We start from the raw sequence: 26,160 nt of genomic DNA on the forward strand, positions 1-26,160 counted from the left end.
GTCTAAAACAGGAATTGATGTCTACAATTATGTACTGAGAGACAGTGCCTACATTGATAAAAAATGGTGTTATAATATTGTTTTTTATCCAAGAAGAAAAAACGAATTGACTTTTAAAGGTGATTTTTGGGTAAACGATTCTACTTATGCTATCAAGAAAATTAATATGGCAGTGACTAAAAGTGCTAATATTAACTGGGTAAAAGACATTTATATTGAACAAGAATTTGAGGTAGTTAGTGACTCCGTTTTTTTATTGACAAAGGATTATTTAATGTCTGACTTTGCTTTGAATAAAAAAGAAGATTCAAAAGGAGTTTATGGTAAAAGAACGACTTATTTTAGAAATCATCAGTTCAACAAACCCTTACCGGCATCTTTTTACAAAGACGAAGTCAATTATATGGATGATGAAGTCTATAACAAATCAGAAGAATATTGGGACGATAACCGATTTGAGAATTTAAGCAAAGACGAGTTAGGGGTATACAAAATGCTAGATACCTTACAAACAGTCAATAAATTCAAACGCTTGTACAACCTTGTTTCTATACTTGGTAGTGGCTATGTTGAGTTTAAAAATTTTGATTTTGGTCCTGTTTTTTCATCCTTTGGATTCAATGAAGTTGAAGGAATACGATTGCGTGCTGGTGGTAGAACGTATTTTGGACCTAATGATCCTTGGCGACTTCAAGCTTATACCGCGTATGGTTTTGATGATAATAAATTTAAATACGGCGTTTCGGGAAAATGGATGGTCGATAAAAAAAATAGAATCATTATTTCAGGAGGAAACAGGCGTGACATTGAGCAAATAGGCGCGAGCTTAACCACAACCAATGATGTTTTGGGACGTAGTTTTGCTTCGTCAGCAGTTTTTTCATCAGGAAGTAATGGGAAGCTGACTAACATTAACTTGACCAATATTGCACTAGAAATAGAACCTATTAAAAACGTAGTTATCCAAGCAGGGGTTTCGTATCGTACTCTTGAGTCGGCGTCTTCTACTTTTAGTTTGGATTATTTTACAGATATTACAAATCAGGTGACCAAAAGTGATGTAAAGCAATCTGAAGCCAACCTTCAAATTGAGTTTTCTCCAAAACGTAAAACAATTGGTTTTGGCGTAGAGCGTAGTATTGTTGATAGTCCATATAGCCGCTTTTTTGTCAATTACAGCCATGGTTTTAAGGGACTTTTAGACAGTGATTTTAAATATGATAAGTTGCAATTGTATTACAAGCAGCCTATCATTATTGGACCACTTGGAAGAACAAATTTAATCATGGAGGTAGGGAAGACTTTTGGAGAAATTCCGCTTGGTTTGTTGAGCGTAATTCCAGGAAATCAAACGTATTTTACTATCGAAAACACTTTTAGCAATCTTAATTTCTACGAGTTCGTTTCAGATGAGTATATAACCTTACAATGGAATCACAACTTTAATGGCCGCATTTTTTCTAGAATTCCGTTTATGCGCAAACTCAATTGGAGAGAAATTATAGCAGTGCGCGGCGTATACGGTTCTGTTACTGATGGTAATAGAGCAATAAATGCATCTGGCTTGGTTTACAATGCGCCAGAAAGAGGCTACTGGGAATACAGCGCTGGTATTGGAAATATATTTAAAGTATTCCGTATTGATTTTGCTTGGAGAGGTAATTATCTCAACACGCCAGGGGCCAATAATTTTACGGTAAAAGGCTCTTTTGGATTTAATTTCTAGGAGCTATTCCGGCTATTCGTTACAATCTTTTATCCGGGCTAAAAAATCAAATTATGCAAGAAGCCATTGACTATCTTTTAGAAAAAGATGCCATTTTCAAGTCAATCATTGAAAATTACGGATTGCCAACTGTTCCCAAAAGACCACAAGGTTTTGAGACTTTGGTATTGTTAATTTTGGAATAACAAGTTTCTATTGATTCGGCGAAAGCCACTTTTTTGAAAATAAAAACTACTCTAAAAACGATGGCACCCGAAGCTCTTCTTGATGTGTCTGATGCCGATTTTAGGAATCTTGGCGTAAGCCGACAAAAAACGTCCTATATTAAAGCTTTGGCGACAGCGCTCTTAAATAAAGAACTTGATTTAGAAAGTTTACCAACTAAAACCGCTCAGGAAGTTCGGGAAGAACTCATCAAAATCAAAGGCATAGGAAACTGGACCATAGATATTTATTTAATGTTTTGCTTGCAAGCACCAGATGTATTGCCACTTGGTGATATAGCAGTTGTCAATACTTTAAAAGAATTGCTGGATATTCATGACAAAGAGCTCATGTATGCACACGCACAGCAATGGAGTCCTTATCGGTCCTATGCGACTTATTTATTGTGGCATCATTACTTGAAGAAACGAAATAGAACCATTACGTATTAAAAGTAGGTTTTTTTTAAATTTATTGTAGAGATAACCTTTAATTTTCATTGCAAAAACGTATCGTTTGATTACTTTTGCAGGATAATTATAGATAAGAAAAACTAAAATGACTGCAGACAAAGTAACAACTTTCGATGTCTTAATCGAAATACCAAGAGGAAGTAGAAATAAATACGAATATGATTTCGAAATAAAAAGAATGCGTTTTGATAGAATGTTATTCTCTTCAATGATGTATCCAGCTGATTACGGATTTATTCCTGAAACTTTAGCATTAGATGGAGATCCATTAGATGTATTAGTTTTGGTAAACGAACCAACTTTTCCTGGTTGTGTAATGGAAGTAAAACCTATTGGAGTATTTCACATGGCAGATGATAAAGGACCAGACGAAAAAGTAATTTGTGTACCTGTTTCTGATCCAATCTGGAATTCATTAGAAAACCTTTCTGATATCAATCCTCACTTATTAAAAGAAATTGAGCACTTCTTTCAAGTGTACAAAGATCTTGAAAACAAAAAAGTAGATGTTGAAGGTTGGGGAGATGTAAATGAAGCCTACGCAATCATCAAAGAATGTACAGAACGCTTTAATGCTATCGAAAACAAACCAGAAGGTTTATTTAGCATTAAGTAATAATTTAGCATAATAATTGTAAAAAAAGCAATATTCCGTTTGGAGTATTGCTTTTTTGCTTAAATTCGTTTGGTTACACAATAAGTATTAACTATAAACCAAACCAAAATTATGAATACAATTATGATTTATTTGCCAATCGCCATGGCATTCATTGGACTGGCATTTATGTTTACAAAACGAGCATGGGTTTTAAAACAAGATCCAGGTGACGGTAAGATGAAAGAGATTTCAGATTACATTTACGAAGGCGCTTTGGCTTTCCTCAAAGCCGAATATCGTTTATTGACTTTCTTTGTTATTGGAGCCAGTATTGCATTGGCTGGTATTTCGTTTATTGTTCCCACAACACATATATTAATAGTAGTAGCTTTTATTTTTGGTGCATTCTTCTCTGCTTTGGCAGGAAATATGGGAATGAAAATAGCGACTAAAACGAATGTGAGAACTACACAGGCTGCTCGTACGAGTTTGCCGCAAGCTTTAAAAGTATCTTTTGGTGGAGGGACAGTAATGGGACTTGGTGTTGCAGGTTTAGCGGTATTAGGTTTGACTACTTTCTTTATATTTTTCTTTCATTTTTTTATGAACGGTGTCTGGACTTCAACAGAAGACATGACCATTGTTCTGGAAACATTAGCAGGATTTTCTCTTGGAGCAGAATCTATTGCGTTGTTTGCTAGAGTTGGTGGCGGTATTTACACCAAAGCAGCCGATGTAGGTGCTGATTTAGTAGGGAAGGTCGAAGCAGGAATTCCAGAAGATGATCCTCGTAATCCAGCTACAATTGCAGATAACGTGGGAGACAATGTAGGCGATGTTGCTGGTATGGGTGCTGATTTATTTGGCTCTTATGTTGCAACGGTTTTGGCAGCAATGGTGCTAGGGAATTATGTGATCAAAGATATGGATGGTGCTATTCAAGATGCTTTTGGCGGAATTGGACCCATTTTATTACCAATGGCAATTGCTGGTTTTGGAATTTTATTTTCGATAATCGGAACCATGTTAGTTAAAATAACAGATGACAATGCCAAAGAAGCGCAAGTACAAAAGGCTTTGAATATTGGTAATTGGGTTTCGATAGGTTTGACTTTAGTAGCTTGTTATTTTCTAGTGCAATACATGTTACCAGAAACCATGAAAATGGATTTCTTTGGAGAAGGAACAAAAGAGATTTCGTCCATGCGTGTTTTTTACGCAACAATTGTAGGTTTGGTTGTAGGTGCGGTTATTTCATCGGTTACTGAATATTACACGGGCTTAGGTACAAAACCGGTAATGGCTATTGTACAAAAATCAAGTACAGGAGCAGGTACAAACGTAATTGCTGGATTAGCAACCGGAATGATTTCAACTTTTCCAACGGTTTTATTATTTGCTGCAGCGATTTGGTCTTCATATGCGTTTGCAGGATTTTATGGAGTGGCTTTGGCGGCTTCGGCAATGATGGCAACCACAGCGATGCAATTAGCAATCGATGCTTTTGGACCAATATCGGATAATGCGGGTGGTATTGCAGAAATGAGCGAATTGCCTAAAGAAGTACGTACCAGAACCGATATTTTAGATTCAGTAGGGAATACAACAGCAGCAACTGGGAAAGGATTTGCCATTGCTTCGGCAGCATTGACATCACTAGCCTTATTTGCAGCTTATGTAACATTCACGGGGATTGACGGAATCAATATTTTTAAAGCGCCAGTTTTAGCCATGTTATTTGTAGGCGGAATGATTCCCGTAGTTTTCTCGGCGCTAGCCATGAATTCAGTTGGGAAAGCTGCTATGGATATGGTGTATGAAGTTCGCCGTCAGTTTAGAGAAATCCCTGGAATTATGGAAGGAACTGCAAAACCAGAATATGCAAAATGTGTTGATATTTCGACCAAAGCCGCTTTGCGCGAAATGATGTTACCAGGTGTTTTGACTATTGGTTTTCCAATTGCCATTGTACTTTTAGGGAAGTTAGTGTATTCAGATAACAACCAACTCATTGCCGAAATGCTTGGAGGTTATATGGCTGGAGTTACCGTTTCGGGTGTTTTGTGGGCCGTTTTCCAAAACAATGCTGGAGGTGCTTGGGACAATGCCAAAAAGTCTTTTGAAGCAGGTGTGATGATTAATGGTGAAATGACTTATAAAGGATCTGATGCGCACAAAGCAGCGGTTACTGGAGATACAGTTGGTGATCCGTTCAAGGACACTTCGGGACCATCTATGAATATTTTAATCAAATTGACTTGTTTAATAGGTTTGGTTATTGCTCCCATTTTAGGAAATGGTCACTCAGATGTAGCTACAGTTAAGTCTTGTTGCGCTGCTCATTCAAAAACAGAAATGGTTTATAGTATGGGCAAATGTGACCCTTCAAAAATGGCTAACATGACTAAAGCAGAATGTGAAGTGATGTGCAAAGAAAACGGATGTACACCTGAACAAACAGCAAAATGTTTGGCAAATTTTGATGCCAATGGTAAATATAAGTATAAAAAAACAGATTGTTTTGACACCAGTAAATACGAGAAAAAAACCGTGAATGTTAGTATCTCTTCTACAAATGGAAAGACTGTTGGGAAAGTAACTAAAATAGTAAACGGAAAAACAACAACAGAGGTTTTTGAAGGCACAGAAGCTGAAGTAAAAGCCAAAATTGATGCTGTGAAGTAAAACAACATGTCATATAAAACATAAATGCCTTGCAATTTGCAAGGCATTTATGTTTATAATATCAGGTTATCTTTTTTTTGTTATTCTAAAACAACCCATTCAATTCGGCATCGATACGGTTAAAAATATTTCCTAAATCTTCAGGGTTGTCAACAAAATTTATGTTGTCAACATCAATGATTAATAATTTTCCTTTGTCATAGGTTTGTATCCAGCCTTCGTAGCGCTCGTTCAAACGGCTTAGGTACTCAATTGATATGGAGTTTTCGTATTCGCGGCCACGTTTGTGTATTTGTCCCACTAAATTAGGAATAGAACTTCTTAAATAAATCAGTAGATCGGGTGCTTTAACGGTTGACTCCATCAATTCAAATAAAGAAGAATAATTTTGAAAATCACGATTGGTCATTAAACCCATCGCATATAAGTTGGGAGCAAAAATGTGCGCATCCTCATAAATGGTTCTGTCCTGAATGATTTTTTTACCGCTTTCGCGAATTTGCATTACTTGACGAAAACGACTGTTCAAGAAATAAATTTGTAAATTAAAGGACCAACGTTCCATTTGATGATAAAAATCATCTAAGTAGGGATTGTCAACTACATCTTCAAAATGCGGTTCCCACTTAAACTGTTTCGCTAATAATCGGGTTAAAGTTGTTTTTCCTGAACCTATGTTTCCTGCTATTGCTATGTGCATTACGGTATTGTGATTTTATAATTGCTAATTCCTGATGGTGTAAAAATAGATAAAATTTGGTCTTTGTAATGAAATTTGACAAACGTTTTTTCGGAAATTACCAATTGTGTTTTTCCTTCTTTTGCTACATCAATAAAGTATAATTCTCCGCTTTTAGAATAGATGTATTGGGTGTCATTTAAAAGGGCGATACAATCAAAATCAGGTATGCTGTTTATTTTTTTTATTTTTCCAAAAATATCACAAACGTACCAGTTTTTTGCGGTATCAATCCATTGGAACAAATTGAAATCAGTACTGTAAAATATAATGTTTTCAGTTAAGGGTGTCGCCAGTATTTTGAAATTCTGATTTAAATAATCATACAAGCCTATTTGTTGATTCATGCTGTTATAAACCCAGATCTGGTTTTGAGAAGCTAGACCTACTGCTGTTGCCACTATTGGTATTGGATTTTCTGAGAAATTTATTTTTTGAGTTTCATTCAATTGATTGTCTAAAGTGATAACCGTATTAAAATCTTCGTAAAAAAGCACTAATTTTAAAGGATTTTGCAAATCGACCCTGCTGATTTTTCCGAGCGCTATATTGCTATAATTGTAATATTCTGAATCCTTTTTTTTTGAAAGTATATTGTTTTTTATGGAATAGAGGTAATCTAGCGAATCGTATCCCAGAAATTCATCAGCATCTAATTCAACAGTGTTCAATTTGGTTATTGTTGGATTTTGGTTTTGACAAAAGCCAATTGTTGCCCAGCATGTAAATATCCAAAGTATTATATATTTCATATTGGTAAAATTACAATTAAACCAAAAGCGTAATTGATTGTCTTAGTATTTATTTAACATTATCATTGTAACAAAAATAGTAATTTTCACACTTATCTATTAAAAACTATCAAGATGCAAAAATTAATTTACACTTTAGTAATTGCTATCGCCTCTTTTTTAGGGGTGCAAGCTCAAGAATTTCAAGGTATGGCTGTTTATGAGTCAAAAACCAGTACGTCAGATTTTAAATCTAGAATGCAAGGCAACAAAGAGATGACCCCTGATATGCAGAAAATGATTGAAGAGCGTATGAAAAAAGCGTTCGAAAAAACATTTATTCTCAATTTTGACAAATCGGCTTCAGTTTACAAAGAAGAAGAAAAACTAGATGCTACAGGTCAAGGTAACGGTGGAATGAGAATGATGATGTCTTTTACAGGCGGTGGCGGAACGTATTATAAAAATGTCAAAGAAAAATCATTTACAGTGGATAAAGAGTTCATGGGAAAAGAGTTTTTGATAAAAGATTCGTTACCTAACTTGCAATGGAAAATGGAAAGTGAAACGCGTGTAATAGGCGGTTATAATTGTTTTAAAGCTACAGCAATAAAGCCTGTAAGTAAAACAGATTTTAGAAATTTTAGACCTAGGAGAGAAGAAACTGCTACTGCTAAACCAGCAGATGGTGCTGCTAAAACAAATCTTTTGGATAATTTAGAAATGCCAAAAGATGTTGTAATTACGGCGTGGTATACTCCAGAGATTCCAGTGAGTCAAGGTCCTGAAAACTACTGGGGATTGCCAGGTTTGATCTTAGAGGTGAATGATGGTAGAACTGTTATTTTGTGTTCTAAAGTTGTTTTAAATCCAAAAGTAAAAACTGAAATTAAAGCACCATCGAAGGGGAAAGTAACATCACAAAAAGATTTTGACGATGCTGTTACAAAAAAAATGGAGGAGTTTAGAGAAATGAATCAAGGTCGTGGCGGAAATGGCACTATGCAAATGCGCATTGGAAATTAATTCAAGTAAAAGCATGAAAAATACAATCGTCAGTTTCGTTTTCTTGTTTGCCTTGCTTGGTGTTAATGCACAAGGATTTCAAGGTAAGGCAGAATACCTTTCTAAAGTTATTTTAAAAAACAAACCTGAAAATACCGAGAAAAATTCAGAAAAAGATGCGGTTCTTTCTGCATCGCTTCTAGACGCTATGAAATCGGCAAGTGAAAAAACATACTTGCTCACTTTTAATAAGCAAGAGTGTCTGTATGAAGAAATACAAAAATTAGAAAAACCAAAGGCGCCAATTAATGGTATGGTTATTAGTGTGAAGTTTTCGGTTGATGGTAAATCATATATTGATACAAAATCAAAAACAAAAATTGTTGAAGATGAAATTTTTGGTAAAGAATTTTTAATTGTTGATGCACTTACAAATCCAGAATGGAAGTTGGTGGATGAAACAAAAAAAATTGGTGATTATACTTGTTACAAAGCAGAGGTGGTCTTTCCTGTAACTGAGAGACAAAAAAGTGACTATAAAGATTTCTTGAAGAGGCAAGAAAACAAAACTAGTCTTTTTCCTGTGCAAGAACCTAAAGACAAAGTTGTTACTGCATGGTACACGCCAGAAATACCTGTTAGTCTTGGACCAAAAAACTACTGGGGCTTACCGGGGCTAATTTTAGAGATAAACGAGGGTGATTTTATTATGCTCTGCTCTAAAGTTACATTGAGTAACAAAGAAGTAGCTGAAATTAAAAAACCAAACACGGGAAAAAAAGTCACTCAAGCAGAATTTGATGCCTTAGAGAAAGCAAAAATAGACAGCATGAAAGGCGATGGCGAGGCTATAATTATTAATGGCAACTAATTGATTAAGTTTTACACACTATACACTTTATACATGAAACATTTTTTTCTTTTTTTAATATTTTTTGTTTGCTCCATTTCTTTTGCTCAATCAGTAAAATTAGAAGGTCTCGTAACTGATTCTAAAGCGGGTCCTCTAGAAATGGCCAACGTAATGGCAGTGAATCAAACTACCAAGGCAATGGATGCATACGCCATTACCACCGATAAAGGCAAGTTTATTTTAAACCTAAAACCGAACACTACTTATGTTTTAAAACTAAGTTATTTGGGCATGCAAAATAAGGAAGTGACTGTTGCTACACTTGCTCAAAACATGGTGCAAAATATTACCATGGAAACTGGTGGCATCGAGCTTGATGGTGTAGAAATTGTGCGCGAGATGCCTGTTTCTATAAAAGGGGATACCATTGTGTACAATACCGATTCGTTTAAAACCGGAGAAGAACGCAAGTTAGAGGACGTTTTTAAAAAACTACCAGGTTTTGAAGTAACGGGCGATGGTCAAGTGCAAGTAGAAGGAAAAAAAGTGACCAAACTTTTTGTAGACGGAAAACCGTTTATGGAAGGCGATACAAAATTGGGTTCAAAAAACATTCCATCTGATGCGGTCGATAAAGTGCAGGTATTGCGTAATTTTAACGAGGTGTCGCAAATGAAAGGCCTTGAAAACAATAATGACGATATCGCAATTAATATCAAACTGAAAAAAGGTAAAGATAAATTTTGGTTTGGTGATGTAAGTGGTGGTTTGGCAAATGATAAAGGCTATATCTTCAATCCGAAGGTGTTTTATTATTCGCCAAAAACTAGTATTAACTCTATTGTAAACTTTAATAATATTGGTGAGGTTTCATTGACTTCGGCTGATTTTTTCAGAATTAATGGGGGAGCACGAAACACAATTGGTCGTAACGGTACTTCATTAAATTTTAATCGAAACTTTTTCGGTTTATCAGGTGGTGATAATGTGGCCAAAGCGAGTGATAAATTTGGGACTATAAATGTCAATCATTCGGTTTCTAAAAAATGGACTTTATCTGGTTTTGCGGCTTATTCGGCAACATTCAATCAGTCTATTACCAATTCAGAACGCGGAATTTTTGAACCAAACACTACTAATATTGCGACTTTAGAAAACAGAAAAAACAATACCGAATCTCGCAACAATGCTTTCATCTCTAAGTTTGGTTCAAAATACAAAGCCAATGAGAATTTTCAATTGGATTACGATGCTTTTTTTAGAAAGAATGACCAACAAGATGTAGATAATAGTCAAACTAATTTCACTTCTACTTCAAACGGGAATACGGTAACTAATAACAACACCGTAATTGCTTTTCAAAAACAAGCGCCAGCATCGTTCAATCAGAGTTTGAATATGTTTTATACCCAAAACCCAAAATCGACTTGGGTGTTAGAAATGCAACATCAATACGAGGATGAAGATCCATTTTACAATCCGCAACTTTCGGTAAATCCGTATCAAAATGCAAATTCAACAAACCCGAACGATCCAAGTGCGGTTTTTGTAAATGAAAATGCATTAAACATCCAGCAATCTCGTTTCGTAAAAACCAATAAACTTGATGCCAAAGTTGACTATTTTTATCAAATTTCGAACAAAAGTATCTTGAATGTAACTATGGGAAATACGAATGCTTACCAATCGTACAACTCGAGTATTTTGCAAATTCTTCAAGATAATTCAGTAAATCCGGTAGAGCAAGCAGCTTATAATAATGATGTGCGTTACCTATTTAATGATGCTTTTATAGGTTTACATTATAAGTTTATTAGAGGTAAGTTTACTTTTAATCCTGGTTTTTCTTTGCACCAATACAATACTTCAAACGAGCAATTTGCGTCCCCATTCAAACTTAATTTTACCAGATTATTGCCTGATATGTTTGCGCGTTGGGATTTGAAGAAATCAGAAAATGTAACCTACAATTTCAACATGCGTAACGGCTTTAATGATGTAAATGCTTTGGTAGAAGGTTTTATTTTTACCAATTTTAACAGCTTGTCACGAGGAAATGCACAATTAGAAAATTCATTAGTGACAAGTCACCGTTTGAATTATTCTAAGTACAACTTGTATAATTTCACTACGATTTTTGCAAATATCAGTTATACAACTACCAAAGATCCAGTGGTGAATGGAGTTTCTTTCCAAAGTATTTATTCAACCTCTGACCGTTTGAATTTAGATGCTGAAAACGAAAATTTAAACGGAAATTTGTTTTATTCTAAAAACTTCAAAAAGTATTATAAAGTTACTGCTGGAGCCAATGCAGGTTGGAATCGCAATTTTGTACTAAACAGAAGAGTCCAAGGCGGAGTGACTCAAGAATTTATTCAAGGAATCGAAAATGTAAATCACTCTTACAACTTGGCTTTTGCAACGCAGTTCAAAAAATATCCAAACGTAGATTTGGGTTACCGTGTGAATTTTTCAGAGCAAGCAGCTAATAAATTTACCACCCAAACACCGACCGTAAAACTGAATTATTATTTCTTGAATGGATTGAATGTTAATTGGGATTATGCCTTTAACCGATTTAAAAATCAAACCAATGGTATAACAAATAATTTCGAAATTATGACTGCTAGTTTGAACTACATCAAGAAAGATGCAAAGTTTGAATACCGCATTCAGGCGAATAACCTTTTGAATACCCGTTCAAGATTGAACAATTCATTTAGTGTAAATGGTTTTAATGCCAATGAGAATGTAATTTTACCACGCTTTGTAACGTTTATCTTGAAATACAATATATAATCACAAAAGACTATTTTATAAATGGGATTTTACACAAGTAAAGTCCCATTTTTTATGCCAAGGATTTTTTGTAGATCAGTTAAGTTTTTAGTTTTTTAAACTTGATATCATTAAGCTGGGATATCATAGGGTTAAAAAAAAGAAACACATTTTAATGAATTGGTAAAAAAACAACTACTTTTAATGCATTAAAATGCTAATTGTAGTTGTCATGAGAAAACTTTTTTTACTCTTCTTACTGTTTGTTATTCCTTCGTCTTTTGGACAAAATAGCCCTATTGAAACTGGAGACTATACGGCTCAGACCAAAAACTCAGAGTCAATTAAGTTTCATTTATTAGAAAATAAAAAATTTTACTTGTCTTTTCTTTCTGGAACGTATGAGCAAGTAAACGATTCTATTTTTTTCACTATTGCTAATGCTGATTTACCAAAGTTTACTGTGGGATATTCTAAAGTAAATTCTAAACCCAAAACAATCAAAGTAGATTTAGGAGATAGTTATTATTATCAGTGGACTTCGGTTTACATTGGCTTACAAAAAGATAGCAATTCCCCTATTGTTTACAAGCCAATTACAACATATTTAGCAAAATTTGAGGAATCTTATTATGAAGAAAAAAAATTAGAATTTGATATTGAACCATCCGGTTTTATATACCTTGTTGAAGAGAATACAACAAGGGACTCTCATATAGAAAAATATGCTATTCCTGAAGGAGTTTCTCAAGTACTATTGAACTATAATTTATCACAACAAGGGAAATTCAACTTAAGAGGTGTTTATAACAATAGCACTAAAGAGTTAATTGTTTCTGAAGGGGTTACGCCTCTAGTATTCAGTAAACAACCGCTTAAAAAACTAGAGAATTTAGAAAAACCAACAGAGGTTTTTAAAGAGAAAAACTGGACTTATCCCGGAAAAACTCCACCACAGCCTTTATATAATATGGAGTCTGATACCACAGCAGTAGTGGATCAATACGTGGTTCCTGACCCTAATTTTGCGTTCAAAGTAAATATAGAAACCACTTTAAGCGCCGCCTTAAAAAGCGTTAAAGAGAATCCTAATAAATTTTTAGTTGTGTTTTACGATACAAGTATAACCGCAAAAAAGGAGTTTGATGCTGCAGTTGAGAGTTATCAAAACAGTGTTCAGTCATATATGTACAACGCTTACAATGCAGAATATGACCCTGCCTTTTTTTACTTAGCTACAGATAAAGATAAAGCCGCTCTTAAAAAAATGGGAGTAAATGAATCAGGATCAATAGTCATTCTGAACTCGTTTGGTACTAGGTTGTACCATTTTAAGGGTAAAACACAAGAAAATTTAGAATATTATTCTCTTTCCTCTTTATTAGTAGAAATGAAAGAATTAAATGCTCTTGCACAAATTGACAGTTACATTGTGAATAAAAACATGGCAGAGCAAGAGGAAAAAAGAATACTGTTATATGCGGAGAAGTTTGGCAAAAGAAATTATGATTACGTAGATGTTGCTACACCTGCAGATATTACGAACACTACTGTTGCGCCGCCAAGCAAAACTAACACTGCTGTTCCTACTATTGAAATAGTTACTAATGCTACTGCTGCAGCTGCTGTTCCAGTTACATATGATTATAGTTTATTGAAAGAAAAAGAGAATATTTACAAGTTTATTACTTCAAAAAAGGCATTTGAAATTCGCTATAAACAACTTTTAGAAAAGCATAAAACAGACCAAGTCGTAGATGAGGATTTGGTGAGAATTATATTGTGTCAATTGCGAAGTTCTGATAATTTTGATTTCATTGTCTTTAAAACTCAAACGAAGTTTATGAATACTACGGATTATTTAGGCTTAGATTATATTTTAAAGTTTTACAACGAAATACCTAAAATAGCAACTACAGAATATGATTATCAATTTCAAACGGATTATCTATTAGAAACAATTTTATCAGCATTAGGAAGACAAGAAAATGCACAACAGTTGGATTTAGTACTTAGCCATTATGACAAGTTGTATCAAATTGCGGGTTTTAATGATAAAGTATTCAAGAGAAAATTAGAACTTTTAAAATTAAATCAGCTAAATGCCAACTATTTATCCGCTTTTGAAATCTATTTTAACAATTACATTCAAGAAGGTAAAAGCCTCATAGAATCATTAGACAGCCGTTATAATCCTAAATTTGATTACAACTGGGTAGATTTTAAAAATAGTTTTGCCAATGATTGCAATGAAGCTGCTTGGTTCGTAGTGGAGAAAGAGAAAAATCCGACCACAGATATGCTTACAAAGGCTTTAAAATGGTCTCAAACAAGTTTAAAAATTGATAAAGACAACTATTATTATCTAGATACTCTAGCGCAATTGTATTATAAAAACGGACAGCAAGAAATAGCCATTACCACAGAACAAAAAGCGTATGATTTAGCAGTTGTAGCAGGCGATGTTGAATTAATTGATGAGTATAAAGAGGTTTTAGAGAAAATGAAAAAAGGCACTTATTAAATATGTCTATAAAAAACAAAGCCTGACAAATTTGCCAGGCTTTGCTATTTATAAAAATACTTTTTACAATCCAAAAGCAGCTTTTACTTGATCAACAAAATCTAATTTTTCCCAAGTAAACAATTCTACTTCAACTGTTTTTGTTAATCCGCCAGGAGCAGAGAAAGTCTTAGTTACGGTTTCAGGAGTACGTCCCATGTGTCCGTAAGCAGCAGTTTCACTATAAATTGGGTTTCTTAATTTCAATCGTTGTTCGATGAAGTACGGACGCATATCAAAAATAGCTTCTACTTTTTTAGCAATTTCACCGTTAGTTAAATTTACTTTTGCAGTTCCATAAGTTTCGATAAAAATTCCCATTGGCTTAGCCACACCAATAGCGTACGAAACTTGAACCAAAATCTCATCAGCAACACCAGCTGCAACTAAGTTTTTAGCAATATGACGTGTTGCATAAGCAGCAGAACGGTCTACTTTACTTGGGTCTTTTCCAGAGAAAGCACCACCACCGTGAGCTCCTTTTCCGCCGTAAGTATCCACAATGATTTTTCTTCCTGTAAGTCCAGTATCTCCGTGAGGTCCTCCAATTACGAATTTACCTGTTGGGTTAATGTGGTACTGAATAGCATCATTAAATAAATGAGCATGCTCCGGATTTTTAGCAATGATTCTTGGGATCAATATTTCGATAATGTCTTTTTTGATTTTAGCAAGCATAGTAGCTTCTTCGTCAAAATCATCGTGTTGTGTAGAGATAACAATCGCATCAATACGAGTTGGTTTGTTATCGTCGCTGTATTCTAAAGTTACTTGTGATTTAGCATCAGGACGTAAATATGTAATTTCGTTATTTTCGCGTCTTAAAACAGCTAATTCTTGCAATAATTTATGTGATAAATCAAGTGCCAATGGCATGTAATTTGCGGTTTCATTGGTTGCATAACCAAACATCATCCCTTGGTCACCAGCGCCTTGCTCTTCTTTGCTTGCTCTGTCAACACCTTGATTAATATCAACAGATTGTTCGTGAATAGCCGAAAGAATACCGCATGAATTAGCTTCAAACATGTACTCACTTTTTGTGTAACCAATTTTTCGGATGACTTCGCGTGCAATATTTTGCACATCTAAGTATGTATTTGATTTAACCTCACCAGCCAAAATAACTTGACCAGTAGTTACTAAAGTTTCACAAGCTACTTTTGATTCAGCATCAAATGCTAGAAAGTTATCAATTAATGCGTCTGAAATTTGATCTGCAATTTTATCTGGATGTCCTTCGCTCACAGATTCTGACGTAAATAAATAGGCCATAAGTTTTATTATTTTATAAAATTAAGCGAGAAAAAATAATTGCTGAAAAGGTCTAAAGGAGAGTTCCTGCTTTAGCATTTTTTTACTGAAAATTATTCAGTATTCATAATGAATTGATTTCATTATGAAGAGGTTGCAATCAGTTCAAATTTTTCCTCTTGTATTTGGGTGCAAAGGTATGAAACCATTTTGAATTGCATATTAATCTTAACTTTTTTTTACTGTTTTATCTTTCGGAAATATTTTTTAAATTAAAAACAAAATTAGCGACATAAAAATTTTGTACTTTAAAAAACATTTGCGATATTTGATGATCAAAATAGGTAATCATGAAATCAATTATTTGCAATATGTTAAAGGTCGCACAGGAAAATTCCTGAGGGTTGCTTATTGCATAATTTGAACTAAATTATATAGTAAAGCTTCCCAATATTTGGGAAGCTTTTTTTTTGAAATACCACAAAGAATAAAAATTTATGAACACATTAAAATGCCAACAAAAAATGAATGCAATAGCGCCTATTTGTGCTGTTGTGCTATTTGGTATATCGTGACCCCGAAAGGACAAGTTTAAAAACTAAACCCCTTTTGGATTCGTATCTAAAAGGGGTTTGTTGCTTTTAGCACTATTTCAATTATTAAAGAATAAAAAGTAGCATTTGATGAATGTCTTTTTCAAGATTCGGAACAAAAAAGAATAAAAAATACAATAAAAATTAAATCATAGTAAAAACTGGTATTGAAGTTGATACTAAAATGGAAAAATAATCAGTACACAATTAATAACTTAAAATGAACAACAATGAAAAACAACAATTATTTTAGTAAAGCAATCCTTTTAATAAGGCAAGGATTATGGGGGTCAAAAAAAAGTAACACTACTGCTCCAGTGGTAAATGAGCTAGTTCATCCTAGATTTGAGATGGATACAAATGATGATATTGCACTTAAGGCAGTGCCAAATTCATTACTTTTTTTAATGTATTCTAAGGAAAATGATGTCCTTTTTATCTAGTGATTGCAAATGTATTTTAACTTGTGAGGAAATACATTTTAAATTATGGTTGCTGTTTTAACGGAGTTTTGGTCTAAAACGACATATTTCTTTGTTAAAACAGCTTGCTTTTTGCATACTTTTGCGAATACCGCAAAATTAATTCAGTCTAAACTTTGCAGAAAAATTTGCTCAGAATAAAAATTAGTGCTTTATTTGCACTCACAAAGTTCACAACAGTATTGAAATGTTATAAAGAAAGGCAGAGGGATTAGACCCGATGAAGCCTTAGCAACCCTTCGATTTATCGAAGAAGGTGCTGCATTCTACCACGCCTATCGTGGAAAGATAACACTAAGAATTTGTCTAGATAACACCTAGCTTTCTTTCTAATATTTCCAAACACAAGTCCTAATTATAACAGATTTGAAATTGGAAAATAAACCAACAACACTTACAATATACAATTTCACCACGGAGTCAGGTGTAATTTATAATGCTCTAAACTTAAGTTATCAAGTTTTTGGGTTGCCTTTGCATACAGCTCCCATCGTTTTGGTCAATCATGCGCTAACCGGAAATTCACAGGTGGTGGGCGATAACGGTTGGTGGAATGACCTAATTGGCGCCAATAAAACTATCGATACTACAAAATATACCGTACTTGCTTTTAATATTCCTGGAAATGGATTTGATGGATCTGTAATTGAAAATTATAATGATTTTAAAGCAAGAGACATTGCTAGAATTTTTATAAAAGGCATTAATTTGCTTGGGGTTACAAATCTATATGCCATTATCGGAGGTTCTGTGGGTGGCGGAATTGCTTGGGAAATGGTTGCATTAGAACCAACAATTACCCAAAAATTAATCCCTATTGCTACCGATTGGAAAGCGACAGACTGGCTTATTGCCAATTGTTTTTTGCAAGAACAAATTCTGAATAACTCATCTAAACCAATTCAAGATGCGCGCGCGCACGCTATGTTGTGTTACCGAACTCCAGAATCATTTGCCGCAAAATTTCAACGAACTACTAATGAAGAGTTAGCCATTTTTAATGTTGAAAGTTGGTTGTTACATCACGGCGAAAAACTGCAACAGCGTTTTCAATTGGCATCCTACAAAATGATGAATCAATTATTAAAGACCATTGATGTCACTCGCAATAGAACTTCGTTTGAAAACACAATTGAAGCTATAACGGCAGAAATTCACATCATTGCCATCAATTCGGATTTGTTTTTTACGGCCAGTGAAAACAAAACCACTTTTGAGCAATTACAAAAATTAAATAAAAAAGTTAGTTATCAAGAAATAGTTTCCATTCACGGACACGATGCTTTTTTGATAGAATACAAACAATTACACAATTTGCTTCAAGATTTATTCTAAGCTACAAACACACAACACAATGAAAATATTAAAATTTGGAGGTAAATCCTTATCAAATGGTGACGGATTAAATAAGGTGGTTGCCATAATAACAGACAAAGTAAATCAAGGCGAGAAAATTGCAGTTGTGGTTTCGGCACGTGGTAATGCTACGGATGAATTGGAACACATTTTAAACATTGCTTCTCAAAACGGAGATTACAAACCACTTTTTGAAGATTTTAAAAAATACCAGCAAGACGTTTATGATGCTGTTGATTTGTCTGAAGAGTTTATTATTTTAGAAAAATTGTTTGAAGGTGTAAGTCTGATTGGCGATTATAGTAAAAAGATCAAAGACCAAATTTTGTCTAAAGGCGAATTGCTTTCGGCAAAATTACTGACTGCGATCCTTAAAGAAAAAGGAATTCATGCTCGTTTTACCGATACGCGTGAATTGATAAAAACCGATGCTAAATTTGGTGATGCACAACCCTTAGAACAACTTTCGAAGAAAAATGTGGTTGCTTTTTTTAAGCAAAACACGGAAAAGACGGTTAATATAATCACAGGTTTTATTGGTTCTACCACTAATAATGACACTACAACGTTAGGCAGAAACGGGAGTAATTACACCGCTTCGTTGATTGCGAATTATTTAAATGCCGACGAATTACAAAATTACACACACGTTGACGGAATTTATACTGCCAATCCTGATTTAGTTGTTGATGCTAAGAAAATTGATCACTTATCGTTTAATGAGGCGAATGAGATTGCTAATTTTGGAGCGACTATTTTGCACGCCAAAACTATCATTCCGTTATTAGAAAAAAACATTCCGCTTCGAATTTTAAACACTTTCAATCATGATAATAAAGGGACTTTAATTACTTCCAATTCTAATAAGGAAGGAATTAAAACGCTTTCGGTTCTTGAAAATGTGGCTTTGGTCAACCTAGAAGGAAGAGGGTTGCTTGGTAAAACAGGTGTAGATGCTCGAATTTTTAGAGTAATGGGCGACAATAATATTAGTGTGAGTATCATTTCGCAAGGTTCATCAGAGCGTGGAATAGGTTTGGTTGTGGCTGCTGACAAAGCTACTACGGCCATGATTGAATTGGAAAAGGAATTCGAAAATGATTTCTATTCGAAAGATGTCAATAAAATAACTGTTGCTGATGATGTAGCTGTCATCTCCATTATTGGTCAGGATTTAAGCACGTTTCACAAACCTTACACGGCCTTAATCAAGAATAAAATTGTTCCAATTCTCTTCAACAATACGGTGACGGGTAAGAATGTGAGTTTGGTTGTTAAAAAATCACAGTTGCACAAAGCCTTGAATGTAATTCACGGAGAGATTTTTGGTGTAGCCAAGAAAATAAATATTGCTGTTTTCGGTCACGGTTTGGTGGGCGGTACCTTGATTAATCAAATTTTAGAATCGGCAGCAGCCATCGAAAAAAGAAAAGATATTAAATTGAATGTATTTGCCATTGCCAATTCTAAGAATGTACTTTTGAATAAAAATGGAGTGACACCTAACTGGAAAAACGAAATTCAAACCAATGGATTCTCGTATACCATTGATGATGTAATTGCCTACGCAAACGAGCATCATTTAGAGAATTTAATTGCTATTGATAATACTGCAAGCGCTGATTTTGTTACAAATTATATTTCGTTAGTAGAAAATAGTTTCGATTTGATTTCGTCAAACAAAGTAGCCAATACATTAAGTTATAGTTTTTATAAAAAATTACGAAAAGTTCTAGCAGAAAACCAAAAAACGTATCTTTATGAAACCAATGTTGGAGCAGGATTGCCGTTGATTGATACTATTAAATTGTTGCACCTTTCTGGTGAAAACATCACAAAGATTAAAGGGGTCTTCTCGGGAACATTGAGTTATTTGTTCAATAATTTCTCGGCCAAAGACGTACCGTTTAGCGAAATTTTAAAAGAAGCCATCGATAATGGATATACCGAGCCAGATCCAAGAGAGGATTTATGCGGAAATGATGTAGGGCGAAAATTGTTGATTTTGGCTAGAGAACTAGACTTGCAAAATGAATTTGAAGAAATTGCTATTCAAAATTTAATTCCAGAACATTTGCGTAGCGGAGATGTGGGAGAGTTTTTGAATAAATTGACGGAGTTTGATCCTATTTATGCAAAAATAAAAGCCGATCAAAAGCCGAATCACGTGTTGCGTTACATTGGAGAATTATCGGGAGATTTGCAAAATGACAAAGGAAATCTCGAAGTAAAATTAGTTTCAGTGCCATCAGATACGGCTTTGGGCGGATTGAAAGGTTCAGATTCTTTCTTCGAAATTTACACAGAATCGTACGGAGACCGACCAATTGTAATTCAAGGTGCAGGCGCAGGATCAGCGGTAACAGCTAGAGGTGTTTTTGGTGATATTCTAAGGTTGTCTGATAAAGGTTAAGTTGATTGATTTTGAAAAATCACAAAAAAATATAAGGATTTAATTGTAAATCAGAATAATGAGAATTAAAGAGTTTGTAGTGAAAAATGGTTGGAAATCTTTGTTGATAATTCCATTTTTAGGCATTGGTCTCATTACTTTATTTTTTAGTTTAAAAAATATAATCAAAATCCAAGAAGCTAAAGATTGGACTCAAACAGCTGCAAATGTTGAGCAAGTTTATATTGATTCAACTAAAACTTCAAAAGGAACAGAATTATATGAACTTATTGTAAAGTATTCCTATGTATTTAATTCAAAAAAATATTTAGGTGGGAATTTAGCTTTTGGCTATAGTATGAATAATTTTGAAGATCATCAGGATTTATTTAGTAAACTACGAGAAAGTAAAAAAATTATGGTTTACGTTAATCCTAATGACAAGAATGAGTCTGTTATAATACCGAGTATAAATAGCTCGATATTATTTGTTTTGATATTTTCAATTTTATGGAATGCTACAATGATGGGTTCACTTTTAACATTGCTGTATAAAAATATTAAAAAATATATTCAAGTACTTCTGATTTTAATCTGGTTGGGAGGTATTTATTTATTATTGTCAGGCGCTACGAATATTGATATGGAAAGTAGTGTAGTTGTCCTGGAAAAATTTAATTTACAAGCAATTGAAAAATAAGAAATGATAATAATTCTTATGTTCTATTCCTTTTGTAAGAAGGGAGTTGAGGATAAGTAAAATTTATAACAAGATGAAAATAACATTAAACAGAGTAAACGACAATTTCCATTTCGAATTAAAAAACGAAAGAGGGCATTTGGTAAACGTAGATAGCCGTCCTGAATATGGAGGAAATGATATGGGTGCCAGTCCGATGGAATTAGTATTGATGGGCGTTGCAGGGTGTAGCGCCATTGATATGATTTCGATTTTGAAAAAGCAACGTCAAGAAATCACGTCTTTCAAAGCTGAGGTTGAGGGCGAACGCGTACAAGTTGGAGAAGCAAAACCATTTAAAAATATCCATGTGGTGTTTTATTTAGAAGGTGATATCAAGGAAGACAAAGCCGCAAAAGCTGCCCAACTTTCATTTGAAAAATACTGTTCGGTTTCCAAAACATTAGAACCAACAGCAACCATACATTACAAAGTAGTTTTGAACGGAAAAGCTCTTAGCGATTAGTTATTAGCTTTTAGCAACAAAACAAAATATTAATAATTTGCATTGGGTATTAGCTATAAGCTAAAAGCCAATAGCTAAAAGCTTATTAAAATGAACGAACAAGAATTTGGTTTCGAAACCCAAGCCATACGCAATCAGTTAGAAAGAACACAATATTTAGAGCATTCGGTGCCTTTGTACCTCACGTCTAGTTTTGTATTTGAAGATGCCGAAGACATGCGTGCCTCTTTTGCAGAAGAAAAAGACAGGAATATTTACAGCCGTTACAGCAATCCAAATAATAACGAATTTATTAGCAAAGTGTGCGATATGGAAGGAGCAGCAGCTGGTTTTGCCTTTTCATCTGGTATGGCTGCGGTATATTCTACTTTGGCTGCTTTATTGAACTCTGGAGATCACATTGTTTCTTCGAGCAGTGTTTTTGGTGCCACGCATTCACTGTTTATTAATTATTTTCCAAAATGGAACATACAAACCTCGTATTTTGATATCAATCAACCCGAGACTATTGAAGGTTTGATTACGCCTGATACAAAAATTCTTTTTGCAGAGTCACCAACCAATCCTGCGGTTGATATCATTGATTTGGAATTGCTAGGAAATATTGCCAAAAAGCACAATTTAATTTTAATTATTGACAACTGTTTTGCAACGCCTTATTTGCAACAACCAATCAAATGGGGAGCGCATTTAGTGGTGCATTCTGCTACTAAATTAATGGACGGTCAAGGTCGCGTTTTGGGCGGAATAACCGTTGGCGATGCCGACTTGATTCAGAAAATCTATTTGTTTTCCCGACTTACAGGACCTTCTTTATCGCCTTTTAATGCGTGGGTGTTATCAAAAAGTTTAGAAACCTTAGCCATTCGATTGGACAGACATTGCGAAAATGCCTTAAAAGTAGCGGAGTTTTTAGAGAATCATCCTCAGGTTAATAAAGTGAAATATCCTTTTTTGAAATCGCATCCGCAATATGAAATCGCACAAAAGCAGATGAAGCTGGGCGGCAATATTGTTGCTTTTGAAATAAAAGGAGGATTAGAAGCCGGAAGAGCCTTCTTGGATAAAATTAAATTGTGTTCGCTTTCGCCAAATTTAGGAGATACCAGAACTATTGTTACGCATCCAGCCTCAACGACGCATAGTAAATTATCTGTCGAAGAACGTTTGGCGGTGAGTATTACCGATGGTCTGGTTCGTGTTTCTGTAGGTTTAGAAACCGTAACTGATGTAATTGCCGATTTGGAGCAGGCGCTTTCGTAACGGATAGATTTGGGATTAACGATTTTAGATTGTAGTTTTGGTTCAAACAACGCTAGGTTTATTACTTGCGAATATTTTTATACAATTCTAAAACAGTAAAATGCTCTCAAAAAAAACAAAATACGGTATCAAGGCTTTGACCTTCTTGGCTCGCCAAGAGGACCAAACGCCTGTTGCTATTGCTGATATTGCCAAATCTGAAAATATCTCACTCAAATTTTTAGAGAGTATTTTATTGTTGTTGCGCCATTCTGGTTTTCTGGGAGCCAAAAAAGGAAAAGGCGGCGGTTATTATTTGATAAAAGAACCGAAGGACATCAGCATGGCTAAAGTATATCGCATTCTGGAAGGGCCTATAGCCTTATTGCCGTGTGCCAGTCATAATTTTTACGAGCCTTGTGACGATTGTACTGATGAAGCCACTTGCGCCGTTCGTAAATTAATGACCGAAGTGCGTGATAATACGCTTATGGTTTTGGAAAATAATAGTTTAGCAGATATTGCATTTTAAGTTTTAATTAGAAATAATGTTTTGTAATTAAAGTAAATATATTATTTTTGCACAATAATCTAGTAACCCGATAGGGTAAAAGTTTTTAAATTGAATTTTGTTGAATTGAAAGGAATGAATAAAGAATTAAAAGTGAATAATAATACCGAAAGCCCTGCAACAAGTTTTGTAGAGCGGTTATGGGTGCTCGTTCCTGCAATTTTGTTGATAGGATTATTGGCAACATTAGTGTACAACCACCATGATGAATTTTCAGTGGATGGCTTGATAGCCGGTTTTGATCAAGAGTTTTTAATTTTTTTCTGTATTGGAGTTTTTGCACAGTTAGTAGATGGAACCTTAGGAATGGGTTATGGAGCAACTTCAACTTCATTTTTATTAGCGTACGGAATTCCGCCTGCCATCAGTAGTACAGGTGTTCACGTGGCTGAAATGTTTACAACAGGAGCTTCGGCAATTTCGCATCATCGTTTTGGAAACATCAACAAAAAACTAGTAAGACATTTGTTAATTCCGGGTGTTTTGGGTTCTGTTACAGGTGCCTATTTGTTGTCGGATGTGATTGATGGAGAAGTAATAAAACCATTTATTGCTTTGTACATGATTGGATTGGCAGTGATCATTATTAGGAAAGCATTAAAAAAGAATCTGGTAAAAAAGAAAACTAAAAAACTAGGTATTTTGGCAACTTTTGGAGGTTTTATGGATGCTGTAGGAGGCGGAGGATGGGGACCGATAGTGACTTCTACTTTATTAGGAAATGGAAGAAATCCCAGATATACAATTGGCTCGGTGAACGCAGCAGAGTTTGCAGTAGCTTTTTCAAGTGGAGTAACATTTATGCTTTTTGGAGGTATTCAAGGATGGCAAGTAATTATTGGATTGATTTTAGGAGGCGTAATGGCAGCTCCATTAGCTGCATTTTTAGTGAATAAGATTCCAAGGAAATCAATGATGATATTAGTAGGTGTTTTAATTATTCTTTTGAGTTTAAAAACCTTATCAAAACTGCTGTAAAACGAAATAAGATTATGAGTAAAGAATTAGTAGCGGCATTAGTAGAGCATTCAAAAAACCTTAGTTTAGAGGAAACGTTTGTTTATTTAGCTGCCGAGTATAAAGATAAAGTGGTTTTTTCGACCTCTTTTGGTCAAGAAGACCAAGTAGTTACAGCAATGATTGCCAATAGTGGTGCTGAAATTCAAATTTTCACATTGGATACCGGTCGATTGTTTCAAGAAACGTATGATGTTTTTCATAAAACTCAAAAGAAATACAACCAACACATCAAAGTATTTTTTCCCGAGGCAGCTGCAGTAGAAAATTTATTAGAGACTAAAGGACCTAATAGTTTCTACGAATCAGTTGAGAATAGAAAAGAATGTTGCTCCATCCGTAAAGTAGTGCCTTTGCGCAAAGCTTTAAAAGGAAATTCGGTCTGGATTACCGGATTAAGAGCAGAGCAATCCGAAAACAGAAATGATTTGGCACTATTTGAATATGATGCGCATTTTGAAATTATCAAATTCAATCCATTATTAAAATGGACTTTGCAAGAAGTAGAAGAGTATTTAGAAAAAAATAATGTACCACAAAATGCATTGCACAAAAAAGGATTTGTAAGTATAGGTTGTGCACCTTGTACAAGAGCCATCACTCCAGATGAAGACATCAGAGCCGGACGATGGTGGTGGGAATCCAGTCATAAAGAATGCGGGTTGCACCAAAAATAGAAGAGAGATTTTAGAAAATAGAATAAAGATAATAGAAAAACAAAAATAGCAGTAAGATTTTAGTCGAGGTCACAACAACCTTAAACTTTAAACTTTCAACTCTTAAACTAAAAATAATGAGTTCAGTATTAAAAACAAACGCTTTAGAAAGCGAAGCGATATATATTTTCAGAGAGGTAATTTCTCAGTTTGACAAACCGGTTTTGCTTTTTTCGGGTGGAAAAGATTCGATTACGTTAGTTCGCTTGGCGCAAAAAGCTTTTTTTCCTGCTAAAATTCCGTTCCCATTGTTGCACGTAGATACAGGGCATAATTTTCCGGAAACCATTGAGTTCAGAGATAAATTGGTTGCTGAGCTAGGATTAGAACTAATTGTGCGCAATGTACAAGACGCGATTGATCAAGGAAAAGTTGTCGAAGAAACCGGAAAATATTCCAGCAGAAATAGCTTGCAAACCACAACACTTTTAGATGCTATCGAAGAATTTAAATTTGATGCGTGTATTGGTGGAGCACGTCGTGACGAGGAAAAAGCCAGAGCCAAAGAGCGTATATTTTCGGTGCGTGATGATTTTGGTCAATGGGACGAAAAAAATCAGCGTCCGGAATTGTTCGATTTGTTGAACGGAAAAATAGAGAACGGTCAAAACGTACGTGTTTTTCCAATTTCCAACTGGACCGAGCTGGATGTGTGGAGTTACATCGAACAAGAGCAAATTGAAATTCCATCAATTTATTTTTCGCACAAGCGTAAAGTGTTCTTACGAGATGGTATGATTTGGTCTCACTCTCCATTTGTGTACCAAGAAGAAAACGAAGAAATTGTGGAGCGCATTGTTCGTTTCAGAACGGTAGGTGACATGAGTTGTACGGCAGCAGTGGATTCTTACGCAGCAACAATTTCTGAAGTAGTGGGCGAAATTAGATCTTCAACAATTTCAGAAAGAGGCGCTAGAATTGACGACAAACGTTCAGAAGCAGCGATGGAAAAAAGAAAACAACAGGGATACTTT

22 protein-coding genes and 1 riboswitch are annotated in these 26,160 nt (G+C 34.7%); of the genes, 19 read left to right on the plus strand and 3 right to left on the minus strand.

The features are described 5' to 3' along the window. The 5 genes from FPG59_RS03945 to FPG59_RS03960 form a co-directional block, all read left to right on the plus strand. On the plus strand, positions 1 to 1,726 hold a 1,726-nt coding region (locus tag FPG59_RS03945; protein WP_086453320.1), incomplete at its 5' end, for a DUF5686 family protein. Positions 1,727 to 1,779: 53 nt separating this feature from the next. Next, the gene (locus tag FPG59_RS16935) at positions 1,780 to 1,911 is read left to right on the plus strand and encodes a hypothetical protein (RefSeq protein WP_254906638.1); all 132 of its coding nucleotides are present in this window, start codon (positions 1,780 to 1,782) and stop codon (positions 1,909 to 1,911) included. A gap of 9 nt (positions 1,912 to 1,920) precedes the next feature. Further along, positions 1,921 to 2,382, plus strand: coding sequence for a DNA-3-methyladenine glycosylase (locus tag FPG59_RS03950; RefSeq protein ID WP_254906640.1), 462 nt, complete (start codon positions 1,921 to 1,923; stop codon positions 2,380 to 2,382). Between the two features lie 106 nt (positions 2,383 to 2,488). Beyond that, positions 2,489 to 3,019 (plus strand): inorganic diphosphatase, encoded by a 531-nt coding sequence (locus tag FPG59_RS03955; RefSeq protein WP_086453321.1) that lies wholly within the window; start codon positions 2,489 to 2,491, stop codon positions 3,017 to 3,019. Between the two features lie 111 nt (positions 3,020 to 3,130). Beyond that, on the plus strand, positions 3,131 to 5,686 hold the full coding sequence (locus FPG59_RS03960) for a sodium-translocating pyrophosphatase (protein ID WP_086453322.1): 2,556 nt from the start codon (positions 3,131 to 3,133) through the stop codon (positions 5,684 to 5,686). Between the two features lie 85 nt (positions 5,687 to 5,771). On the opposite strand, the gene FPG59_RS03965 is transcribed toward FPG59_RS03960, so the two are convergent. Continuing rightward, on the minus strand, positions 5,772 to 6,386 hold the full coding sequence (locus tag FPG59_RS03965; RefSeq protein WP_086453323.1) for a deoxynucleoside kinase: 615 nt from the start codon (positions 6,384 to 6,386) through the stop codon (positions 5,772 to 5,774). Continuing rightward, positions 6,386 to 7,177, minus strand: a complete 792-nt coding sequence (locus tag FPG59_RS03970) for a hypothetical protein (protein ID WP_086453324.1) — start codon at positions 7,175 to 7,177, stop codon at positions 6,386 to 6,388. The genes FPG59_RS03965 and FPG59_RS03970 overlap by 1 nt, the downstream gene beginning before the upstream one ends. A 114-nt stretch (positions 7,178 to 7,291) precedes the next feature. Between FPG59_RS03970 and FPG59_RS03975 the strand changes: the two genes are divergently transcribed. The 4 genes from FPG59_RS03975 (at position 7,292) to FPG59_RS03990 (ending at position 14,319) form a co-directional block, all read left to right on the plus strand. Then, positions 7,292 to 8,182, plus strand: a complete 891-nt coding sequence (locus tag FPG59_RS03975; RefSeq protein ID WP_086453325.1) for a GLPGLI family protein — start codon at positions 7,292 to 7,294, stop codon at positions 8,180 to 8,182. Positions 8,183 to 8,195: 13 nt separating this feature from the next. Next, the gene (locus tag FPG59_RS03980; RefSeq protein WP_176330689.1) at positions 8,196 to 9,032 is read left to right on the plus strand and encodes a GLPGLI family protein; all 837 of its coding nucleotides are present in this window, start codon (positions 8,196 to 8,198) and stop codon (positions 9,030 to 9,032) included. A 33-nt stretch (positions 9,033 to 9,065) separates the two neighbouring features. Then, positions 9,066 to 11,816 (plus strand): TonB-dependent receptor, encoded by a 2,751-nt coding sequence (locus FPG59_RS03985; RefSeq protein ID WP_086453327.1) that lies wholly within the window; start codon positions 9,066 to 9,068, stop codon positions 11,814 to 11,816. 211 nt (positions 11,817 to 12,027) lie between these two features. Beyond that, positions 12,028 to 14,319, plus strand: a complete 2,292-nt coding sequence (locus tag FPG59_RS03990; RefSeq protein WP_086453328.1) for a hypothetical protein — start codon at positions 12,028 to 12,030, stop codon at positions 14,317 to 14,319. Positions 14,320 to 14,382: 63 nt separating this feature from the next. On the opposite strand, the gene metK is transcribed toward FPG59_RS03990, so the two are convergent. Next, positions 14,383 to 15,633, minus strand: a complete 1,251-nt coding sequence (gene metK / locus FPG59_RS03995; protein WP_086453329.1) for a methionine adenosyltransferase — start codon at positions 15,631 to 15,633, stop codon at positions 14,383 to 14,385. Between the two features lie 802 nt (positions 15,634 to 16,435). Here metK and FPG59_RS04000 point away from each other — a divergent pair. The 10 genes from FPG59_RS04000 to cysD form a co-directional block, all read left to right on the plus strand. Continuing rightward, positions 16,436 to 16,648 carry a hypothetical protein gene (locus FPG59_RS04000; protein ID WP_086453330.1) on the plus strand — a complete coding sequence of 71 codons (213 nt, stop codon included), beginning with the start codon at positions 16,436 to 16,438 and terminating at the stop codon, positions 16,646 to 16,648. A gap of 226 nt (positions 16,649 to 16,874) precedes the next feature. Then, a riboswitch (SAM riboswitch) is annotated at positions 16,875 to 16,982 on the plus strand. 77 nt (positions 16,983 to 17,059) lie between these two features. Further along, entirely contained in the window at positions 17,060 to 18,022 is a 963-nt protein-coding gene (locus FPG59_RS04005; RefSeq protein WP_254906639.1) for an alpha/beta fold hydrolase, read from the plus strand. A 19-nt stretch (positions 18,023 to 18,041) separates the two neighbouring features. Continuing rightward, positions 18,042 to 20,456: a bifunctional aspartate kinase/homoserine dehydrogenase I gene (thrA, locus tag FPG59_RS04010; RefSeq protein ID WP_086453332.1), complete on the plus strand. Its 2,415-nt coding sequence runs from the start codon at positions 18,042 to 18,044 to the stop codon at positions 20,454 to 20,456. A 58-nt stretch (positions 20,457 to 20,514) separates the two neighbouring features. After that, the gene (locus tag FPG59_RS04015; protein WP_086453333.1) at positions 20,515 to 21,135 is read left to right on the plus strand and encodes a DUF3592 domain-containing protein; all 621 of its coding nucleotides are present in this window, start codon (positions 20,515 to 20,517) and stop codon (positions 21,133 to 21,135) included. Between the two features lie 73 nt (positions 21,136 to 21,208). Next, positions 21,209 to 21,640 carry an OsmC family protein gene (locus tag FPG59_RS04020; protein WP_086453334.1) on the plus strand — a complete coding sequence of 144 codons (432 nt, stop codon included), beginning with the start codon at positions 21,209 to 21,211 and terminating at the stop codon, positions 21,638 to 21,640. A 90-nt stretch (positions 21,641 to 21,730) separates the two neighbouring features. Next, positions 21,731 to 22,903, plus strand: coding sequence for a PLP-dependent aspartate aminotransferase family protein (locus FPG59_RS04025; RefSeq protein ID WP_086453335.1), 1,173 nt, complete (start codon positions 21,731 to 21,733; stop codon positions 22,901 to 22,903). Between the two features lie 100 nt (positions 22,904 to 23,003). Further along, on the plus strand, positions 23,004 to 23,414 hold the full coding sequence (locus tag FPG59_RS04030) for an Rrf2 family transcriptional regulator (RefSeq protein WP_086453336.1): 411 nt from the start codon (positions 23,004 to 23,006) through the stop codon (positions 23,412 to 23,414). Positions 23,415 to 23,528: 114 nt separating this feature from the next. Continuing rightward, complete coding sequence (locus tag FPG59_RS04035; RefSeq protein WP_086453339.1) at positions 23,529 to 24,431, plus strand: sulfite exporter TauE/SafE family protein; 903 nt, start codon at positions 23,529 to 23,531, stop codon at positions 24,429 to 24,431. Between the two features lie 11 nt (positions 24,432 to 24,442). After that, positions 24,443 to 25,147 carry a phosphoadenylyl-sulfate reductase gene (locus tag FPG59_RS04040; RefSeq protein ID WP_254906641.1) on the plus strand — a complete coding sequence of 235 codons (705 nt, stop codon included), beginning with the start codon at positions 24,443 to 24,445 and terminating at the stop codon, positions 25,145 to 25,147. Positions 25,148 to 25,263: 116 nt separating this feature from the next. Continuing rightward, positions 25,264 to 26,160, plus strand: an 897-nt coding sequence (cysD, locus tag FPG59_RS04045; protein WP_086453338.1) for a sulfate adenylyltransferase subunit CysD, incomplete at its 3' end; no start/stop codon positions are given.

The sequence above is a fragment of the Flavobacterium sp. FPG59 genome (assembly GCF_002150205.1).
Classification (GTDB): Bacteria; Bacteroidota; Bacteroidia; order Flavobacteriales; family Flavobacteriaceae; genus Flavobacterium.